This is a genomic window from Burkholderia sp. APQ4-4ca (assembly GCF_057837105.1).
The window spans coordinates 1-15,305 of the sequence record NZ_JBYQCG010000104.1 but is presented as its reverse complement, the minus strand read 5'-3'; the positions used below and the strand labels follow the sequence as shown (position 1 = coordinate 15,305).

The following is a 15,305-nucleotide window of genomic DNA, read 5'->3' as shown; positions in this document are numbered from 1 at the left end:
GACCATGTCCGCCGCTTACGACCATGCCGCCGCCCTGCTGCGCACGCTGTACGACCGCCATATCGACAGCGGCGCGGTGCTCGACACGGCGGCATTCCCGGATGCCGAGCGTTTCGTGCGCGCATGGCCCGCGATCCGCGCGGAGGCGCTCGACGTCGCACGCGACATGCCGCGCATCCCGCGCTTTCACGAAATCATGCGCGAGCAGTACGACATCTCGGCCAACGACGCACGCGACTGGCGGATGTTCATCATGCAGGCGTACGGCCAGCCGTTCGCGCGCAACCTGTCGCGCTGCCCGACCGTCGCGTCGCTCGTCGCGGCGTCGCCGGACGTGCTGTCCGCATCGTTGTCGTTCCTCGCGCCCGGCAAGCACATCCCGCCGCATCGCGGGCCGTTTCGCGGCATCCTGCGCGGTTATCTCGTGCTGTCGATGCCGAAGCGCGCGGACGGCACGCCGGCCGCCGTGCTGAAGGTCGACGGCCGCGAATACCGGCTCGACGAAGGCCGCTTCCTGCTGTGGGACGACACGTTCACGCACGAGGTATGGAACGACAGCGATGCGGTGCGGATCGTGCTGCTGCTCGATATCCGCCGGCGCGGGATGCCGCGCTGGCTCACGTGGCTGTCGAATGCGGTGATCGGCGTCGTGCGGCTCGGAATCCGGATCAGGGGGCGGTCGATTCCGGTTTAGCGGCTGTGCGGCGTACGGCGGCGCAGTTCCGCCTTTCGGCGCCCGCCGGATCGCCTAAACTACAAGCCGTCCCTTCGCGCGGCTCCTGCCAGCTACCGCCATGGCGCACCTCTTCTTCGCCGCGTCGATCCAGCGGCATGTCGAAACGCCCGAGCGCGACATCGATGCGCATACGGTCGGCGAAGCATTCGACACCATTTTCAGCGAGCAGCCGCGGCTGCGCGGCTACATCGTCGACGACCAGGGGGCGCTGCGAAAGCACCTGTCGGTGTTCATCGACGGCCAGCCGATCCGCGACCGGCAACACCTGTCCGATACGCTCGGGGCCGCCAGCCGCGTGTATGTCGTGCAGGCGCTGACCGGCGGATAAAGGGACCGATACACCGGCGCATTCCCCATACCAAGCGCCGTCGCGCCAAGGCGGACCATCCGGAGACATCGCCATGAACGATCGACTGCTCGTCGCCACCCGCAAGGGCCTGTTCGTCCTGCAACCCGACGGGCATGGCGGCTGGACGCCCGGCGAACCGTATTTCATCGGCGAGCCTGTCAGCATGGTGCTCGCCGACCCGCGCGACGGCACGCTGTATGCGGCGCTCAATCTGGGGCATTTCGGTGTGAAACTGCATCGCCTGCGCGCAGGCGCCACCGGCTGGGAGGAATGCGCGGTCCCGGTTTATCCGCCGCAGCCCGCCGACGCGTCACCCGCCCGTGCCGATCGGCACGCGGGCAGCGGCGACGCCGACGACGCACCTGCCGCCGCCGGGACGCCGCAGCCGCCGTGGACGCTTCAGCAAATCTGGTCGCTCGAAGCCGGCGGCGCCGACGAGCCCGGCGTCCTGTGGGCCGGCACGATTCCCGGCGGCCTGTTCCGCTCCGACGACCACGGCGATTCGTGGGTACTGAACCGCCCGCTGTGGGATCGCCCCGAACGCGCCGAATGGGGCGGCGGCGGGTACGACGCGCCGGGCATCCATTCGGTGATGGTCGATCCGCGCGACAGCCGGCACGTCACGGTCGGCATCTCGTGCGGCGGCGTGTGGCAAACCGCGGACGGCGGCGCGACGTGGCGCGTCACGGCGCAAGGCATGGAAGCCGACTACATGCCGCCCGAGCGACGCGGCGAACCGAACATGCAGGACCCGCACCGCGTCGTGCAGTGCGCGGCCAACCCCGACGTGCTGTGGACCCAGCATCACTGCGCGATCTTCCGCTCGACCGACGGCGGCGAACACTGGCGGCGGATCGAAGCAGAGCCGTCGAGCTTCGGTTTCGCGGTGGCCGTGCATCCGCACGAACCGGATACCGCGTGGTTCGTGCCGGCGGTGAAGGACGCGTGCCGGATTCCGGTGAATGGCCGGTTCGTCGTCACGCGCACGCGCGACGGCGGCCGCAGTTTCGAGAGCCTGTCGAACGGGTTGCCGGCCGCGCCTGCGTACGACCTCGTGTACCGGCACGGGCTCGCGGTGGACGATTCCGGCACGCGCCTCGCGATGGCGTCGACGACCGGCGCGTTATGGACGTCCGATGATGGCGGCGAGCACTGGCGACAGGTATCGGCGCATTTGCCGCCGGTGTATTGCGTCAGCTTCGGATAGCGGCGCGAGCATCGTCGGGCGCCATCCGCGCCACCGCGCCGCGCGTCCGTGCGATTTCCGCTTCGAGCCAGTCGAGAAACCGCCTGACCTGCGGTTCGCGCTCGCGCCCCGGCCGGCACAACGCGACGAAGCGCGCACCGTCGAGCCGCACCGCCGGCTCGATCGGCATCAACGCACCGCGCTCGACATGCTCGGCGGCCAGCACGGAGCTGAGCAGCGCGATACCCTGCCCGTGCAGCACGGCCTGCAACGCGTAATGCTCGTCGTCGTAATGACGAAACACCGCGCGTTCGAGCCACGCTTCTCGCCCCGCCGCACGACACCACGACGCCCAGTCGACCGACACCGGCAGCGGCGTATCCCACACGGTCTCGATCAGGTCGAGCGACGCGTCGGTGCGATGCGCATCGAACCCGGCGGCCGCATACGCACCGAAATACTCGTCGATCAACGCAATCTCGTGCAGCGCCGGAAACGCGCGCGACGTCGCGCGAATCGCGAGATCGATGCGTGCATCGCGTTCGAGATCGACGAGCGCGTTCCCCGTTTCGACCTTGATGTGCAGGTGCGGATCGACGCGGCGAAACGCCCCGAGACGCGGAATCAGCCACATCGCCGCGAACGCGGGCGTGGTGGTCAGCACGAGCGGGCGCGCGTCGGTTGCATCGGGACGCACCGCGTCGAGCCCGCGGCTCAACGCCAGCAACGCATCGTGACTCGCGCGAAACAGCCGCTCGCCTTCTTCCGTCAGCCGCACGCCGCCCGCGCCGCGCTCGAACAGCAGCACGCCGACGCGGCTTTCGAGCGACTTGATCTGGTGCGACACGGCGGCCGGCGTCACGGACAGCTCATCGGCTGCGGCCTTGAACGTGCCGAGCCGCGCCGACGCTTCGAATACACGCAATGCAGTCAGGGGGATTTTCGAGAACACGGGGCCTCGCGGGCCGGATGCGGCCGGGTTGAATTCGATTCAATCGGGGTGAGATTAGGTGAATTGAAGCGGGTGCGCAACGCGGCTAGCCTTGCGGGACGTCACGGCACGTCGCCGCGGCGGTTGCCCGTCGAACCGGAGGAACCCCGTGCAAGGCCTACCGCGCAGGATCACGCAGGCGGTGCTCTACGAAGCGATCGCCATTTCCTGCATCTCGCCCGCGATCGCGGCGATCTTCAGGCAGGACCTCGTCTACTCGGGCGCGCTGTCGGCGACGATGTCGGCGATCGCGATGCTGTGGAACATGATCTTCAACGCGCTGTTCGAGCGCTGGGAAGCATCGCGCCGGCAGCCGGCGCGCACGCTCGGGCGGCGGATCCTGCACGCGACCGGATTCGAGGGCGGGCTGATCTTCATCCTCGTGCCGGTCGTGTCGTGGTGGCTCGACATCTCGTGGTTCGACGCATTCGTCGTCGATATCGCGCTGTTCGCGTTCTTCTTCTGCTATGCGTTCGTGTTCCAGTGGGCGTTCGATCGCGTGTTCGACGTGCCGGCGGCGACGAAGGGGTCGTGAGCCGGGCGCCTATGCGCCGCCGGAAATTTTCGGCAGTTGCCAGCCGAAGCGCACCGCCGCCATCCGCAACGCAAAGCACGCGATGCCGCCGAGCACGGCCGCGACGACCGGCGGGCAACCGAGCCGCCGGCACACCACGACGACGACCGCGCCGAGCAGCGCCGCGCTCGCATAGATGTCGGTGACCAGCACGACCGGTATCCGCGCGAGCAGCAGATCGCGCACGACACCGCCCCCGCAGCCGGTCACGGCGCCCATCAGCGTCGCAATGAACGGGTGGACGCGGAATTCGAGCGCCTTCACCGCGCCCGCGACCGCGAACAGCGCGAGGCCGGCCGCATCGAGCGTCGTCAACACCAACGGCGAGAACGACGCGACCCGCGCATGAAACACGAATGCGAACAGCCCGGCGGCGAACGCGAGCGCCGGGTAACGCCAGTCGCTCACGGCGCTGGGCGGCCGCGCGCCGATCAGCAGGTCGCGAATCACGCCGCCGCCCAGCGCGACGACGAGCGACAGCACCATCACCCCGAACAGGTCGAGGCCGGCGCCGATCGCCGCATTGGCGCCCTCGATCGCGAACACCGCCGTGCCCGCGAGATCGGCGGCCAGCACGACTTGCTCGATGCGCTTCATGCGAATGAATGGCCGAAGCACCGGAGGGTCCGGTTGCAGCCTGCGTCGACCGAAGCGGCCGCGTGATTCGGCCGCATGCGGGCTGCGAGTCGCCGCCCGGCTGCATCAAGCGTGTTGCGGGTCATTGCCGTCTCCTCGATCGGGGATCGAGCAGTCTAGCGCATCGCCCGCTGGCCGTCGGCGCGAGCGCGAAGCACGCAGCAAAAAGCCGGCGCAAGCAGGTCACCCCGCTTGCGCCGGCTCAACCTTCACGTCAGGCTTCGGGCCGCGGCCGCACAGCCCGACACGTCATGCTCAATGCGCGCCGAGATACGCCTTCACCGCCGGCAGGCCCGGCTTGCCGTCGATCGTCGTCACGCCGGCCAGCCACTTGTCGAGCGCGTCCGGGTTCGCCTTCAGCCACGCGGCGGCGGCCTTGTTCGGGTCCTGCTTGTTCATGATCGGCACCATCACGTGGTTCTCGATCGCCGTCGTGAACTGCAGGTTCGACACGAACTTCGCGACGTTCGGGCAGCGCTGCGCGTAGTCGGGCGGCGTCGCCGTCAGCACCTTCGCTTCGCCGTAGTTCGGACCGAACACGTCGTCGCCGCCGGTCAGGTAGTCGATCTTCATCTGCACGTTCATCGGATGCGGCTCCCACCCGAGGAACACGATCCACTGCTTGTCGCGAATCGCGCGATTCACCTCGACCAGCATCCCGGCCTCGCTGGACTCGACCAGCTTGAACTTGCCGAGACCGAACTGGTTGCCGTCGATCATCTTCTTGATCAGCGCGTTGCCGTCGTTGCCGGGCTCGATCCCGTAGATCTTGCCGTTGAGCTTGTCCGCGTACTTCTGGATGTCCGCGAACGACTTCAGGCCGCCCTGGTACACGTAGTCGGGCACCGCGAGCGTGTATTTCGCGCCGGTCAGGTTCGGCGTCGCGAGCACCTTGATCGTGCCGGCCTTCGTGAACGGCTGGATGATCGGGTCCATCGTCGGCGACCAGTAGCCGAGGAACACGTCGATCTGCTTGCTCTTGATCCCCGCGAACGTGATCGGCACCGATGCGATCGTCTTCGTCGGGTTGTAGCCGAGCCCCTGCAGCATCGTCGATGCGAGGCCCGTGGTCGCTGCGATGTCGGACCAGCCGACATCCGCGAAGCGCACGTTCTTGCACACGGGCGGATCGGCCGCATAGACGGCCGACATCGGCGCGGCCATCCCGATCCCGCACACCGCTGCGATCAATAGGCGCTTCATCTTGCTTCTCCTCAAAGTGATGTCGTTTGCTCGAATCCGGGATCGTTTATTGAAGCCGCGCGCCGCGATCCCGACGACGTCGCGGACCGAATGATTGCCCCGTTCAGCGCCCCGGCAACCGGCGCTCGTAGCTCGGCGCATGGCCGAACTGCGCGCGATATGCCTTGCTGAAATGACACGGCGAATGAAACCCGCAGACCGTCGTCACGCGCGCGATCGATGCGTCGGTCGTGCGCAGCAGGTCGCGTGCGCGTTTCAGGCGCAGCGTCAGGTAATAGTGGGTCGGCGATACGTTCAGGTACACCTTGAACATGCGCTGCAGATGCCGCTGCGACAGCCGCACGAGCCGCGCGAGTTCCTCGAGCGACAGCGGCTCCTCGATGTTCGCCTCCATCAGCCGCACGACCTCGATCAGCTCCGCGCGAGAGAAGCCGACGCGCGCGTCGACCGGAATCGGCTGCGTATCGGTCGAACTGCGGATGCGCTCGAGAATGAACTGCTCGGAGACCTGCGCGGCGAGCTGCTGGCCGAACCGCATGCCGACGAGGTTCAGCATCAGGTCGAGCGGCGCGGTGCCGCCCGTGCAGGTCAGCCGGTCGCGATCGACGACGAACAGCTCGTCGGCGAAGCCCACCTGCGGAAATTCGGAATGCAGCGCGGACAGGTTCTCCCAGTGCACGGTGCAGCGATAGCCGTCGAGCAGCCCGCTCGACATCAGCGCATAGGCGCCCGTGCAGATGCCGCCGAGCGGCAGCCCGCGTTCGGCGAGCGCCGCGAGCATATCGCGCGCGCCCTCGTCGACCACGTCGCGGATGCGGATGCCGCCGCACACGATCATCACGTCGGGCAGGTTCTCGTAGTCGAGCGCCTGCGTGGGCCGCACCGCGATGCCGTTGCTGGCATGCGCGGGTGCGCCGTCGAGCGAGTAGATCGACCACTTGTAGTGATCCGCCCGCCCGACGTAGTTCGCCATCCGTAGCACTTCGACCGCGCTCGAGAACGCGATCATCGAGAAGTTCGGCAGCGTCAGGAAGCCGAAATGGGCGAGGGATGAAACCGGTGAAACGCAGGCGGCGGGCGCGACAGCGACGGCGGACGTCACATCGGTCTCCTGGCGAGGAGGTTGTGAAGGACCAGCCCCGCGGCCGAAGCCGCGGGAACCGTTGTCAATTCAGGGTGAGCGGCCAGGGCGCTCCTGGCCGCCGAAGATCAGGCCTGCGCGGGCGAAGCCTTCACGCGAAAGAGCTGCTTGAGGCCCGAGAACAGCGGCGCCTTCACGGTGCCCGGCGCGCGGCCGAAGCTCTCGGTGATGCGGTCGAGAATGATCGCGAGCAGCACGACCGACAGGCCGCTTTCGAAACCGAGGCCGATGTCGAGGCGCTGGATACTCGCGAGCACGTCGTTGCCGAGGCCGCCGGCGCCGACCATCGACGCGATGATCACCATCGACAGCGCCATCATGATCGTCTGGTTCACGCCCTGCATGATCGACGGCAGCGCGTTCGGGAACTGCACCTTGTACAGCAGTTGCCACGGCGTGCAGCCGAACGCCTGACCGGCTTCGACGATCTCGCGGTTCACGTGGCGGATGCCGAGGCTCGTGAGACGCACCGCGGGCGGCATCGCGAAGATCACCGTCGACAGGATCCCCGGCACGCGGCCGAGACCGAACAGCATCGCGGCCGGAATCAGGTAGACGAAGGCCGGCATCGTCTGCATCAGGTCGAGAATCGGGCGCACGATCGCGGCGACCCACTTGCTCTTCGCGGCCCAGATGCCGAGCGGGATGCCGAGCACGAGGCTGATGATCGTCGACGACAGCGTGAGGCCGAGCGTGATGACCGTCTGGTCCCAGAAGCCCGTCGCGAAGATCAGCAGCAGCGAGAGCGTCGTGAACAGCGCGAAGCGCCAGCCCACCCGCCACAGTCCGATGCCGATGAAGATCGCCATCATCAGCCACATCGGTATCGCCTGCAGGCCATGCTCGACGAATGCCGCGAGCCCCTCGATTACTTGACCGATCGTGTCGAACGTCTTCGCATCGTGGTCGAGCAGGTAGTGAACGGACTGGTCGACCCAGGTACCGAGCGGAATCATTTCAGACATGGGAGCCTCGCGAACGCGTAATGGCCTTCAGGATGAGCGCACGATCGACCGAGCCGCAGTAGCAGCCGTCGTCGTCGACGACGGGCAGTGCATTCGGGCTCGCGACCACGCGCGCGACGACATGTTCGAGCGACGCATCGCGCCGGATGCTTTCGATCGGCCGCACGGACGGCGTGTCCTGACCGAGCGCCTCGCGCGTGACGAAGCCGCGGATCTTGCGCGCGGCATCGAGCACGAACGCGTATTCGGCGCTGCCGTTCAGCGAAGCCGCGACGTTCGCGGCATCGCACTTCGACATGATCGGCACGGCGCCCGTCTGCATCAGGTCGCCGGCGGTGAGGTAGCGGCTGGTGTCGATGCCGTCGAAGAACGCGCGCACGTAGTCGTCGGCCGGGTTCGCGATGATGTCCTGGGGCGTGCCGACCTGCACGAGGCGGCCGCCTTCCATGATCGCGATGCGGTTGCCGATGCGCAGCGCTTCCTCGAGATCGTGCGACACGAACATGATCGTGCGGCGCTGCTCCTTCTGCAGTTGCAGCAGCACGTCCTGCATTTCGCGGCGCTTGAGCGGATCGAGCGCGGAGAACGCCTCGTCCATGATCATCAGCGACGGGTTCACGGCCAGCGCGCGGGCGAGGCCGACGCGCTGCTGCATGCCGCCCGACAGCTCGGACGGCAGCTTGTGCGAAAACGATGCGAGCCCGACCTGCTCGAGCACTTCCATCGCGCGGCGCTCGCGCTCCTTCTTGCCCATGCCCCCGACTTCGAGCCCGAACGCGGCATTCGACACGACGGTGCGATGCGGCATCAGCGCGAACGACTGGAACACCATGCTCATGTCCTTGCGGCGCAGCGCGGTCAGCGCCGAGCGGCGCGCCGACGCGACGTCGAGCCCGTCGATCAGCACCTTGCCGGCGCTCGGATCGACCAGCCGGTTCACGAGGCGGATCAGCGTGGACTTGCCGGAGCCGGACAGGCCCATCAGCACGAAAATTTCGCCTTCCTGCACATCGAAGGAGACGTTGTGCACGCCGACGACCTGGCCGGTGCGCTTGAGCACATCGTCCTTCGTCGCGCCGGCGGCGAGCATGTCGAGCGCCTGCTGCGGGTTACTTCCAAATACCTTGCACAGACCTTCGACCACAACCTTGGGGGCATCCATCGAAACCTTCTCCTCGTGTAGCGGGGACTCGCGCTTGTCATAGCGTGCCTACATAGTTGCCAGAAAAAACCCCGGCCTGCCGACGAATTACGACAAACGCTTGCGCAAATACGACACGCCCGCCAGCCCCGTCCGGCGGGCCGCGCCGGCGATTGCGGCGGCGCAATACGCGCACGGCCAGCAACGACGGGCATCCCGCGCCGGACTTGTGCGCAGCAGCGCGGCGAATTGCACATGAGGTTTTGCGTCAGGCCGTATCGGGCACGCGTCGTTTTGCGACAAGTCGACGTCCGTTCCGGCGTCGATCTATTCAGACGAAAGCGCACACCGCGTCCGCCAGTAAAAAGCATGACCGTGCAAAAAACCGTTCGACGACACCGAACGGCGCATACCACGATACCGCGTCGAACCCGGAAATCGGCCAACGCACGCTGTGATACATTCGCCGCAAACACGCCGAGCGCGACGTTGCCGCGGGCCTTTCGCACCAGGGCCCGGCCGCGCGGCGCGCGCATGCCGGTTCGCCTGCCGGCCGTGCTGAAACCGCCTCGATCCGGTGCGATCCGCGATCGAAGGACGATAACGATAGTGAGAGGGAGCAAGGCGTTGAACTGGGCATTCGCCGTAATCGGCTTCATCTTGGGCGGCATCGCTGCCTTGATCGGGGATTTCTCGGCCGGGAGCGGCTCGCTGCTCGGGGCCGCCGTCGGGTTCTGCATCGGGCACGCAATGCGGCAACGCAAGCAGCGGAACCCGCGCGCCGCGCCCGACGCGTTCGCGCTCTCCGCGACGCCGCCGCCCGCCCCGTTACCGCTCGCCGATCGCGTCGCGCGCCTCGAAGCCACCGTCGACACGCTCACGCGCGAACTCGACGCGCTGCGCGCTCAACTGGCGGGCGCGAAGGCCGGCGCGGCGACATCCGGGGGCATCGCGCAAACGGCTTCGGCCGGCGCCGCCTCCGCGCCACTGCCGACACCCGCCCCGGCCACACCCGCGCCACGACCTGTCACCGCACGGGCGGCGACGCCGGCATCCACTTCGCCCCCGGTACCTGCCGCGATACCCGCACCGGCAAGCGCAGCGAGCACCACTACGGCGTCCGCTGACGCCACCGCCGCCGCCCACGCCGCCACCCCGATCCGCCCTGCCCCGCCCCAACCGCCCGCGCCACGCGAACCGGGCCTCGCCGAACGCGCGTTCAGCGCCGCGCGTGGCTGGCTGCTCGGCGGCAACACGGTCGTGCGGGTCGGGATCATCGTGCTGTTCTTCGGCGTCGCGTTCCTGCTCAAGTACGCGGCCGACAACGCGATGCTGCCGATCGAATTCCGCCTCGCGGGCACGGCGCTCGCCGCGGCCGCGCTGCTCGCGATCGGCTGGCGCGTGCGGCCGCGCCGCGGCGCATACGGCCTCGTGCTGCAAGGCGGCGGCGTCGGCATCCTGTACCTGACGATCTTCGCCGCGACCAAGCTGTATGCGCTGCTGCCCGTCGGCGCCGCGTTCCCGCTGATGGTCGCCGTCTGCGCGCTGAGCGCCTTCCTCGCGGTGCGGCAGAACGCGCTGCCGCTCGCGTTCATGGGCAGCGCGGGCGGCTTTCTCGCCCCGATCCTGCTGTCGACCGGCCAGGGCAACCACGTCGCGCTGTTCAGCTACTACGCACTGCTGAACGCGGGCATCTTCGCGATCGCGTGGTTCAAGGCCTGGCGCCCGCTGAACCTGCTCGGCTTCGTGTTCACGTTCACGATCGGCTCCGCGTGGGGCGTGACGGCCTATCGCCCCGCGCTGTTCGCGAGCACCGAGCCGTTCCTGATCCTGTTCTTCCTGATGTACGTCGGCATCGCGCTGCTGTATGCGGTGAAACGCGAACTCGCGCTGCGACACTACGTGGACGGCACGCTCGTGTTCGGCACGCCGATCGTCGCGACCGCGCTGCAGGCGTCGCTCGTCAAAGGCATGCCGTTCGCGCTCGCGTGGAGCGCGGTCGCGCTGTCGGCGTTCTACGTCGCGGTCGCCGCCTGGCTCGCGCGGCGCCGCGACCGCCTCGGGCTGCTGTTCGAATCGATGCTCGCGCTCGCGGTCATCTTCGCGACGCTCGCGGTGCCGCTCGCGTTCTCGGGGCCGACGACCAGCGCCGCGTGGGCCATCGAAGGCGCGGCCGTCGTGTGGCTCGGCGTGCGCCAGAAACGCCTGCTCGCGTTCGGCTTCGGGCTGCTGATGCAGGTCGCCGCGGCCGGCGCGTTCTTCACGAGCCTGCTGAGTCCGGCCGACGCGACCGCGCTGCCCGTGCTCAACGGCCCGACCATCGCGATGCTGCTGATCGCGCTCGCCGGCGTGTTCACCGGCTGGTGGCTGCACGGGCGCGGCGAAGCGCGCGCATGGCACGCGTGGATGCCCGAGATCGGCGTCGCGGCCGCCGCGTGGGGGCTGCTGTGGTGGGTCAGCGGCGGGCTGCACGAGATCCTCGTCCACGCGAGCCGTCACGTCGATCTGCATGCCGATCGCTTCGTCGTCGATGCGACCGCGCTGTTCGCGGCCGGTACCGCGTGGCTCGCGCACGTCTCGCGCCGCCGACTCGCGTGGCCGCTCGCCGAGTGGCCCGCGCTCGCCCTCACGCCGGTGCTGGCGCTGCTCGCGCTGCGCGCGTTCGATGCGCATGAAGCGCCGCTGTCGGGCATGGGCGCGTTCGCGTGGCCGGTGGCCGTCGGCGCGGGGCTTGCGCTGCTCTGGCGCCAGTCGCGCGGCACGGCCGGCGCCGCTGCCGCGAACGGCGCGTCGCCGGCCGTTGCGACGGGCATCCTCGCGCCGCTGCATACGCTGACGTTCTGGACCGTGTGCGGACTGCTGTCGCTCGAAGGTTTCTGGCGCCTGCGCGCGTTCGTCCCGGAAGGCGCATGGAGCTGGAGCGCATGGGCGTACGGCTTCGGCACGCTGATCCTGCTCGTGTCCGTCCCCGGCACGCGCCTGCGCTGGCCCGTCGCGGCGTTCCCGCGCGCCTACCAGGTGTGGGGGGCCGCGCCGCTCGCCGCGCTGCTGTGGCTGTGGAGCATCGCCAGCACGGTGAGTGACGGCGATGCAGCGCCGCTCTTCTGGCTGCCGCTGCTCAATCCGCTCGACATCGCGCAAGGCCTCGTATTCGTCGCCTTCGCCGCGTGGCTGCGTCGCCTCAAAACGCTCGGCATCGCGTGGCATCCGCGCGTCGTCGACTATCTGGCGATCGCGACCGTGTTCCTGTGGTTCAACGCGCTGATGCTGCGCACGCTGCATCACCGCTTCCACTTCGGCTACGACATCGACACCGTGCTGTCGTCGTTCGGCATCCAGCAGGTGTTCATGGTCGGCTGGAGCCTGTTCGCATTCGCCGGGATGTGGCTCACGCGCCGCGACGGCATCGCCCGGCTCTGCGCGTTCGCGTCGCTGCCGCTGATCGTCGTGATGTGGGCGTGGACCTTCTACGCGAACTTCACGCAGGACGGCGGAAGCTGGGCGCGCGTGCCGCTGTTCAATCCGCTCGATCTCGTGCTCGCGGTCGTCTATGCGCTCGCCGCGTCGTGGTTCGTGCGTGCGCGCAGACTCGGCTGGTCGTTCGGCGCGTATCGCGTCGAGCTGCTGGGCGCGGCCGGCGCGACCGGCTTCCTGTGGTTGAACGCGATCCTGCTGCGCACGCTGCATCACTGGGCCGGCGTGCCGTACGAGCTCGGCGCGATGGCCGAATCGACGCTCGTGCAGGCATCGGTGTCCGTGTACTGGACGGTCTGCGCGCTCGCGATCACCATCTGGGCCACGCGCCACGGGTTGCGACCGCTGTGGTTCGTCGGCGCCGCGCTGCTCGCGCTCACGGTCGTCAAGCTGTTCCTGTTCGACCTGTCGCACGTCCCCGGCATCGAGCGCATCGTGTCGTTCATCGGCATCGGCGTGCTGCTGCTGTTGATCGGCTATTTCTCGCCGCTGCCGCCGAAGGCCGCCGCGCAACAGGACGGCCAGTCATGAAGCGACTCGCCGCCCTGCTCGGACTGAGCCTGCTCGCGTCGTTCGCGGCGGCCGACGGCACGCCGAACGCCGGGCGCGTCACGCAGCGCTTCGCGCTCGACCTCGACGGCAGCGCCGCGTATTACCAGCTCACCGTGCCGCAGCCCGTGTATGCGGCGAGCCGGCGCGACGATCTCGGCGACGTGCGCATCTTCAACGGCGCCGGCGAGCCGGTGCCGTACTCGCTCGACGCGCCGGCCGCGGCCGCGCCCGCCGTGCCGCCGTCGCGCGCGCCGGTGCACTGGTTCCCGCTGTCGCCCGCGCGTGCCGAGAACGGCAACGCGCCGCTCGGCGTGACGGTCGGCCCGGACGGCGCGCTGCGCGCGGCCGTCGCGACGCCTTCGCCCGCCCGGCACGGCGCGGACCTCGTCGACCTGTCGCATACCGACGGCAGCACCGATGCACTGCTCGTGCACGTGGACGACGACAGCTACCAGGGGCGCGTGTCCGTCGAAGCCAGCGACGACCTGCGCAACTGGCGGCCGCTCGGCAGCACGCAGTTGCTCAAGGTTGGCCGCGGCAACGACATGCTGGTGCAGGAACGCATCGCACTCGACGGCGCGACGCCGCGCTACGTGCGGCTGGACTGGCTCGACGGGGCGCCGGCGATCGCGTCGATCGACGTCGAGACGCATCCGCGCGACGCACGCGGCACCGACACGGCGTCCGTGCCGCGCCAGTGGCGCGACGCCGTGCAGGTTCGCGCCGGCGCTGCGCCGGGCGAGTATCTGTTCGACACCGACGGCGCATATCCGGTCGACCGCGTGCGCATCGACCTGCCGCAGCCGAACACCGTCGCGCGCGCGACGCTGCAAAGCCGTGCCGATGCGCAGGCGCCGTGGCGCGACGTCGCGGCCGCGGTACTGTTCCGGCTGCAGGGCAAGGGCGGCGAGCAGCGCAATCCGCCGCTCGGGTTCGCGGCGAATACGGATCGCGCGTGGCGGATCGTCGTCGACATGCGCAACGGCGGGCTCGGCGGCGGCCGGCCGGCCGTCGCGATCGGCTGGCATCCGGCCGCGCTGACCTTCGTCGCGCGCGGCACGCCGCCGTTTACGCTCGGCGTGGGCGACGCATCGCTCATGTCGTCGGCCGTGAGCCGCGACGCGCTGCTGGTCGGCATGGCGCCCGAAGTACGGCCCGCCCGCGTCGGCGCGGCGCTGGCGGTATCGGCGCTCGCGCCGGCGGCAACCGCCGATGCGGACGCCGGACGCCGCTATGTACTGTGGGGCGCGCTGATCGTTGCGGTCGGTGTGCTCGGCACGATCGCGTGGCGCCTCGCGAAAGGCGGCGGCGACACGCGCGGCCGCGACGACTGACGTCCACACGCATTTGCGTGCGCTTGACGCGCCGTTCACGTCCATCGAGCCCGTTCATGCGTTGAGCCATCGCCATGCGCGGTCGCACCGATTCGTCGAGTGGTCGGCGCCCGTCTTTACGTGAAGGCCACGCGACGCGTCAGCGGCGCGAATCGGAACCCGCCCGCCGCGATCGGACCACGAAGCCGCCATGCTGACGCGGCCGCCACGGCGACATAGCACTCGCCCGCTTCCGCGCGGCGGCGCGTGACGTCCTCGTCCTGATCGACGCGCGTGCAGTTGAGTCCCATCGCACCGAGCCGCGCGAACGCACGATGCAACATCGGCGTGAGTCGCGCATAGACGTCGATTGCCGGATCGAAACGCCGGACGATCACCCGATCGGCGCACGCGGAAGGCGGCGCGGCAGGGGTGCGTTCGGCGATCGCGTTCCAGGGTATCGACATGGCCATGCTCCGTGGTGAAGATGCCCGAAGTCCAGGAGCACGCCGGTCGCCGTCGCAAGAAAAAATGTCGTAAGAATGCCGCGGTGACGTGGCTGACACGGGTGCCGAGCACGGTGCGCTTCGATGCCGTGCGCACGTCGCGGCAAATGCCTCGAAGCACCGATCGTTGCTCGCGCAAGCAACGCATCAAGCATCGATATCGACGCCCGGCACGCCCGTCGTTGACACGGGCGGGCAACGCGCTCCAGACTCGCGGCTCCATCACCGCATCGCGAGCGCCCATGATCACCTGCTTCCTCCGCTACGTCGTCGATCCGTACAAACTCGTCGAATTCGAAACCTACGGAAAGATGTGGATTCCGCTCGTCGAGCAGTTCGGCGGCACGCATCACGGCTACTTCCTGCCGTCCGAAGGCGCAAACAACATCGCGCTCGCGATGTTCTCGTTCCCGAGCCTCGCCGACTACGAGCGCTACCGCGAACGCTCGAAGGACGATCCGGCCTGCCAGGCCGCATTCCGCTACGCGGAGGAAACGCGGTGCATCGTCAGCTACGAGCGCAGCTTCTTCCGGCCGGT

General features: G+C 68.8%; 12 protein-coding genes and 2 pseudogenes. 7 read left to right on the top strand and 7 right to left on the bottom strand.

Annotated features, from left to right (window positions below):
- Positions 1-4 precede the first annotated feature (4 nt).
- From AC3IFE_RS12955 to AC3IFE_RS12945, 3 genes are all read left to right on the top strand, one after another.
- Positions 5-694 (top strand): aspartyl/asparaginyl beta-hydroxylase domain-containing protein, encoded by a 690-nt coding sequence (locus AC3IFE_RS12955; RefSeq protein ID WP_089470471.1) that lies wholly within the window; start codon positions 5-7, stop codon positions 692-694.
- A 100-nt stretch (positions 695-794) separates the two neighbouring features.
- The gene (locus AC3IFE_RS12950; RefSeq protein WP_489190764.1) at positions 795-1,064 is read left to right on the top strand and encodes a ubiquitin family protein; all 270 of its coding nucleotides are present in this window, start codon (positions 795-797) and stop codon (positions 1,062-1,064) included.
- A 73-nt stretch (positions 1,065-1,137) separates the two neighbouring features.
- Positions 1,138-2,292, top strand: coding sequence for a WD40/YVTN/BNR-like repeat-containing protein (locus AC3IFE_RS12945; RefSeq protein ID WP_489190763.1), 1,155 nt, complete (start codon positions 1,138-1,140; stop codon positions 2,290-2,292).
- Here the strand turns inward: AC3IFE_RS12945 and AC3IFE_RS12940 are convergent.
- Positions 2,279-3,223 carry a LysR substrate-binding domain-containing protein gene (locus AC3IFE_RS12940; protein ID WP_489190762.1) on the bottom strand — a complete coding sequence of 315 codons (945 nt, stop codon included), beginning with the start codon at positions 3,221-3,223 and terminating at the stop codon, positions 2,279-2,281. The two genes, AC3IFE_RS12945 and AC3IFE_RS12940, sit on opposite strands and share 14 nt — an antisense overlap.
- Before the next feature lie 148 nt (positions 3,224-3,371).
- Here AC3IFE_RS12940 and AC3IFE_RS12935 point away from each other — a divergent pair, with 148 nt between their 5' ends.
- Complete coding sequence (locus AC3IFE_RS12935) at positions 3,372-3,797, top strand: PACE efflux transporter (protein ID WP_489190761.1); 426 nt, start codon at positions 3,372-3,374, stop codon at positions 3,795-3,797.
- Positions 3,798-3,806: 9 nt separating this feature from the next.
- On the opposite strand, the gene AC3IFE_RS12930 is transcribed toward AC3IFE_RS12935, so the two are convergent.
- The 5 genes and pseudogenes from AC3IFE_RS12930 to AC3IFE_RS12910 all read right to left on the bottom strand — a co-directional run.
- Positions 3,807-4,433 carry a trimeric intracellular cation channel family protein gene (locus tag AC3IFE_RS12930; protein WP_089470476.1) on the bottom strand — a complete coding sequence of 209 codons (627 nt, stop codon included), beginning with the start codon at positions 4,431-4,433 and terminating at the stop codon, positions 3,807-3,809.
- Between the two features lie 294 nt (positions 4,434-4,727).
- Positions 4,728-5,675, bottom strand: coding sequence for a choline ABC transporter substrate-binding protein (locus AC3IFE_RS12925; RefSeq protein WP_069618270.1), 948 nt, complete (start codon positions 5,673-5,675; stop codon positions 4,728-4,730).
- Positions 5,676-5,778: 103 nt separating this feature from the next.
- Positions 5,779-6,777: a GlxA family transcriptional regulator gene (locus tag AC3IFE_RS12920; RefSeq protein ID WP_089470478.1), complete on the bottom strand. Its 999-nt coding sequence runs from the start codon at positions 6,775-6,777 to the stop codon at positions 5,779-5,781.
- Positions 6,778-6,884: 107 nt separating this feature from the next.
- The gene (choW, locus tag AC3IFE_RS12915) at positions 6,885-7,781 is read right to left on the bottom strand and encodes a choline ABC transporter permease subunit (protein ID WP_089470479.1); all 897 of its coding nucleotides are present in this window, start codon (positions 7,779-7,781) and stop codon (positions 6,885-6,887) included.
- A pseudogene (locus AC3IFE_RS12910) lies at positions 7,774-9,065 on the bottom strand (quaternary amine ABC transporter ATP-binding protein); the annotation flags it as partial. The gene choW and the pseudogene AC3IFE_RS12910, both read right to left, overlap by 8 nt.
- 484 nt (positions 9,066-9,549) lie before the next feature.
- On the opposite strand from AC3IFE_RS12910, the gene AC3IFE_RS12905 reads away from it, so the two are divergent.
- Entirely contained in the window at positions 9,550-12,927 is a 3,378-nt protein-coding gene (locus AC3IFE_RS12905) for a DUF2339 domain-containing protein (protein ID WP_489190760.1), read from the top strand.
- Positions 12,924-14,282, top strand: coding sequence for a DUF3999 domain-containing protein (locus tag AC3IFE_RS12900; protein WP_489190759.1), 1,359 nt, complete (start codon positions 12,924-12,926; stop codon positions 14,280-14,282). Before AC3IFE_RS12905 ends, AC3IFE_RS12900 begins: the two co-directional genes overlap by 4 nt.
- Positions 14,283-14,488: 206 nt before the next feature.
- Here AC3IFE_RS12900 and AC3IFE_RS12895 read toward each other — a convergent pair.
- Positions 14,489-14,728: pseudogene (locus tag AC3IFE_RS12895) on the bottom strand (GNAT family N-acetyltransferase); the annotation flags it as partial.
- Positions 14,729-15,009: 281 nt separating this feature from the next.
- Here AC3IFE_RS12895 and AC3IFE_RS12890 point away from each other — a divergent pair.
- Positions 15,010-15,305, top strand: a 296-nt coding sequence (locus AC3IFE_RS12890; RefSeq protein ID WP_489190758.1) for an NIPSNAP family protein, incomplete at its 3' end; no start/stop codon positions are given.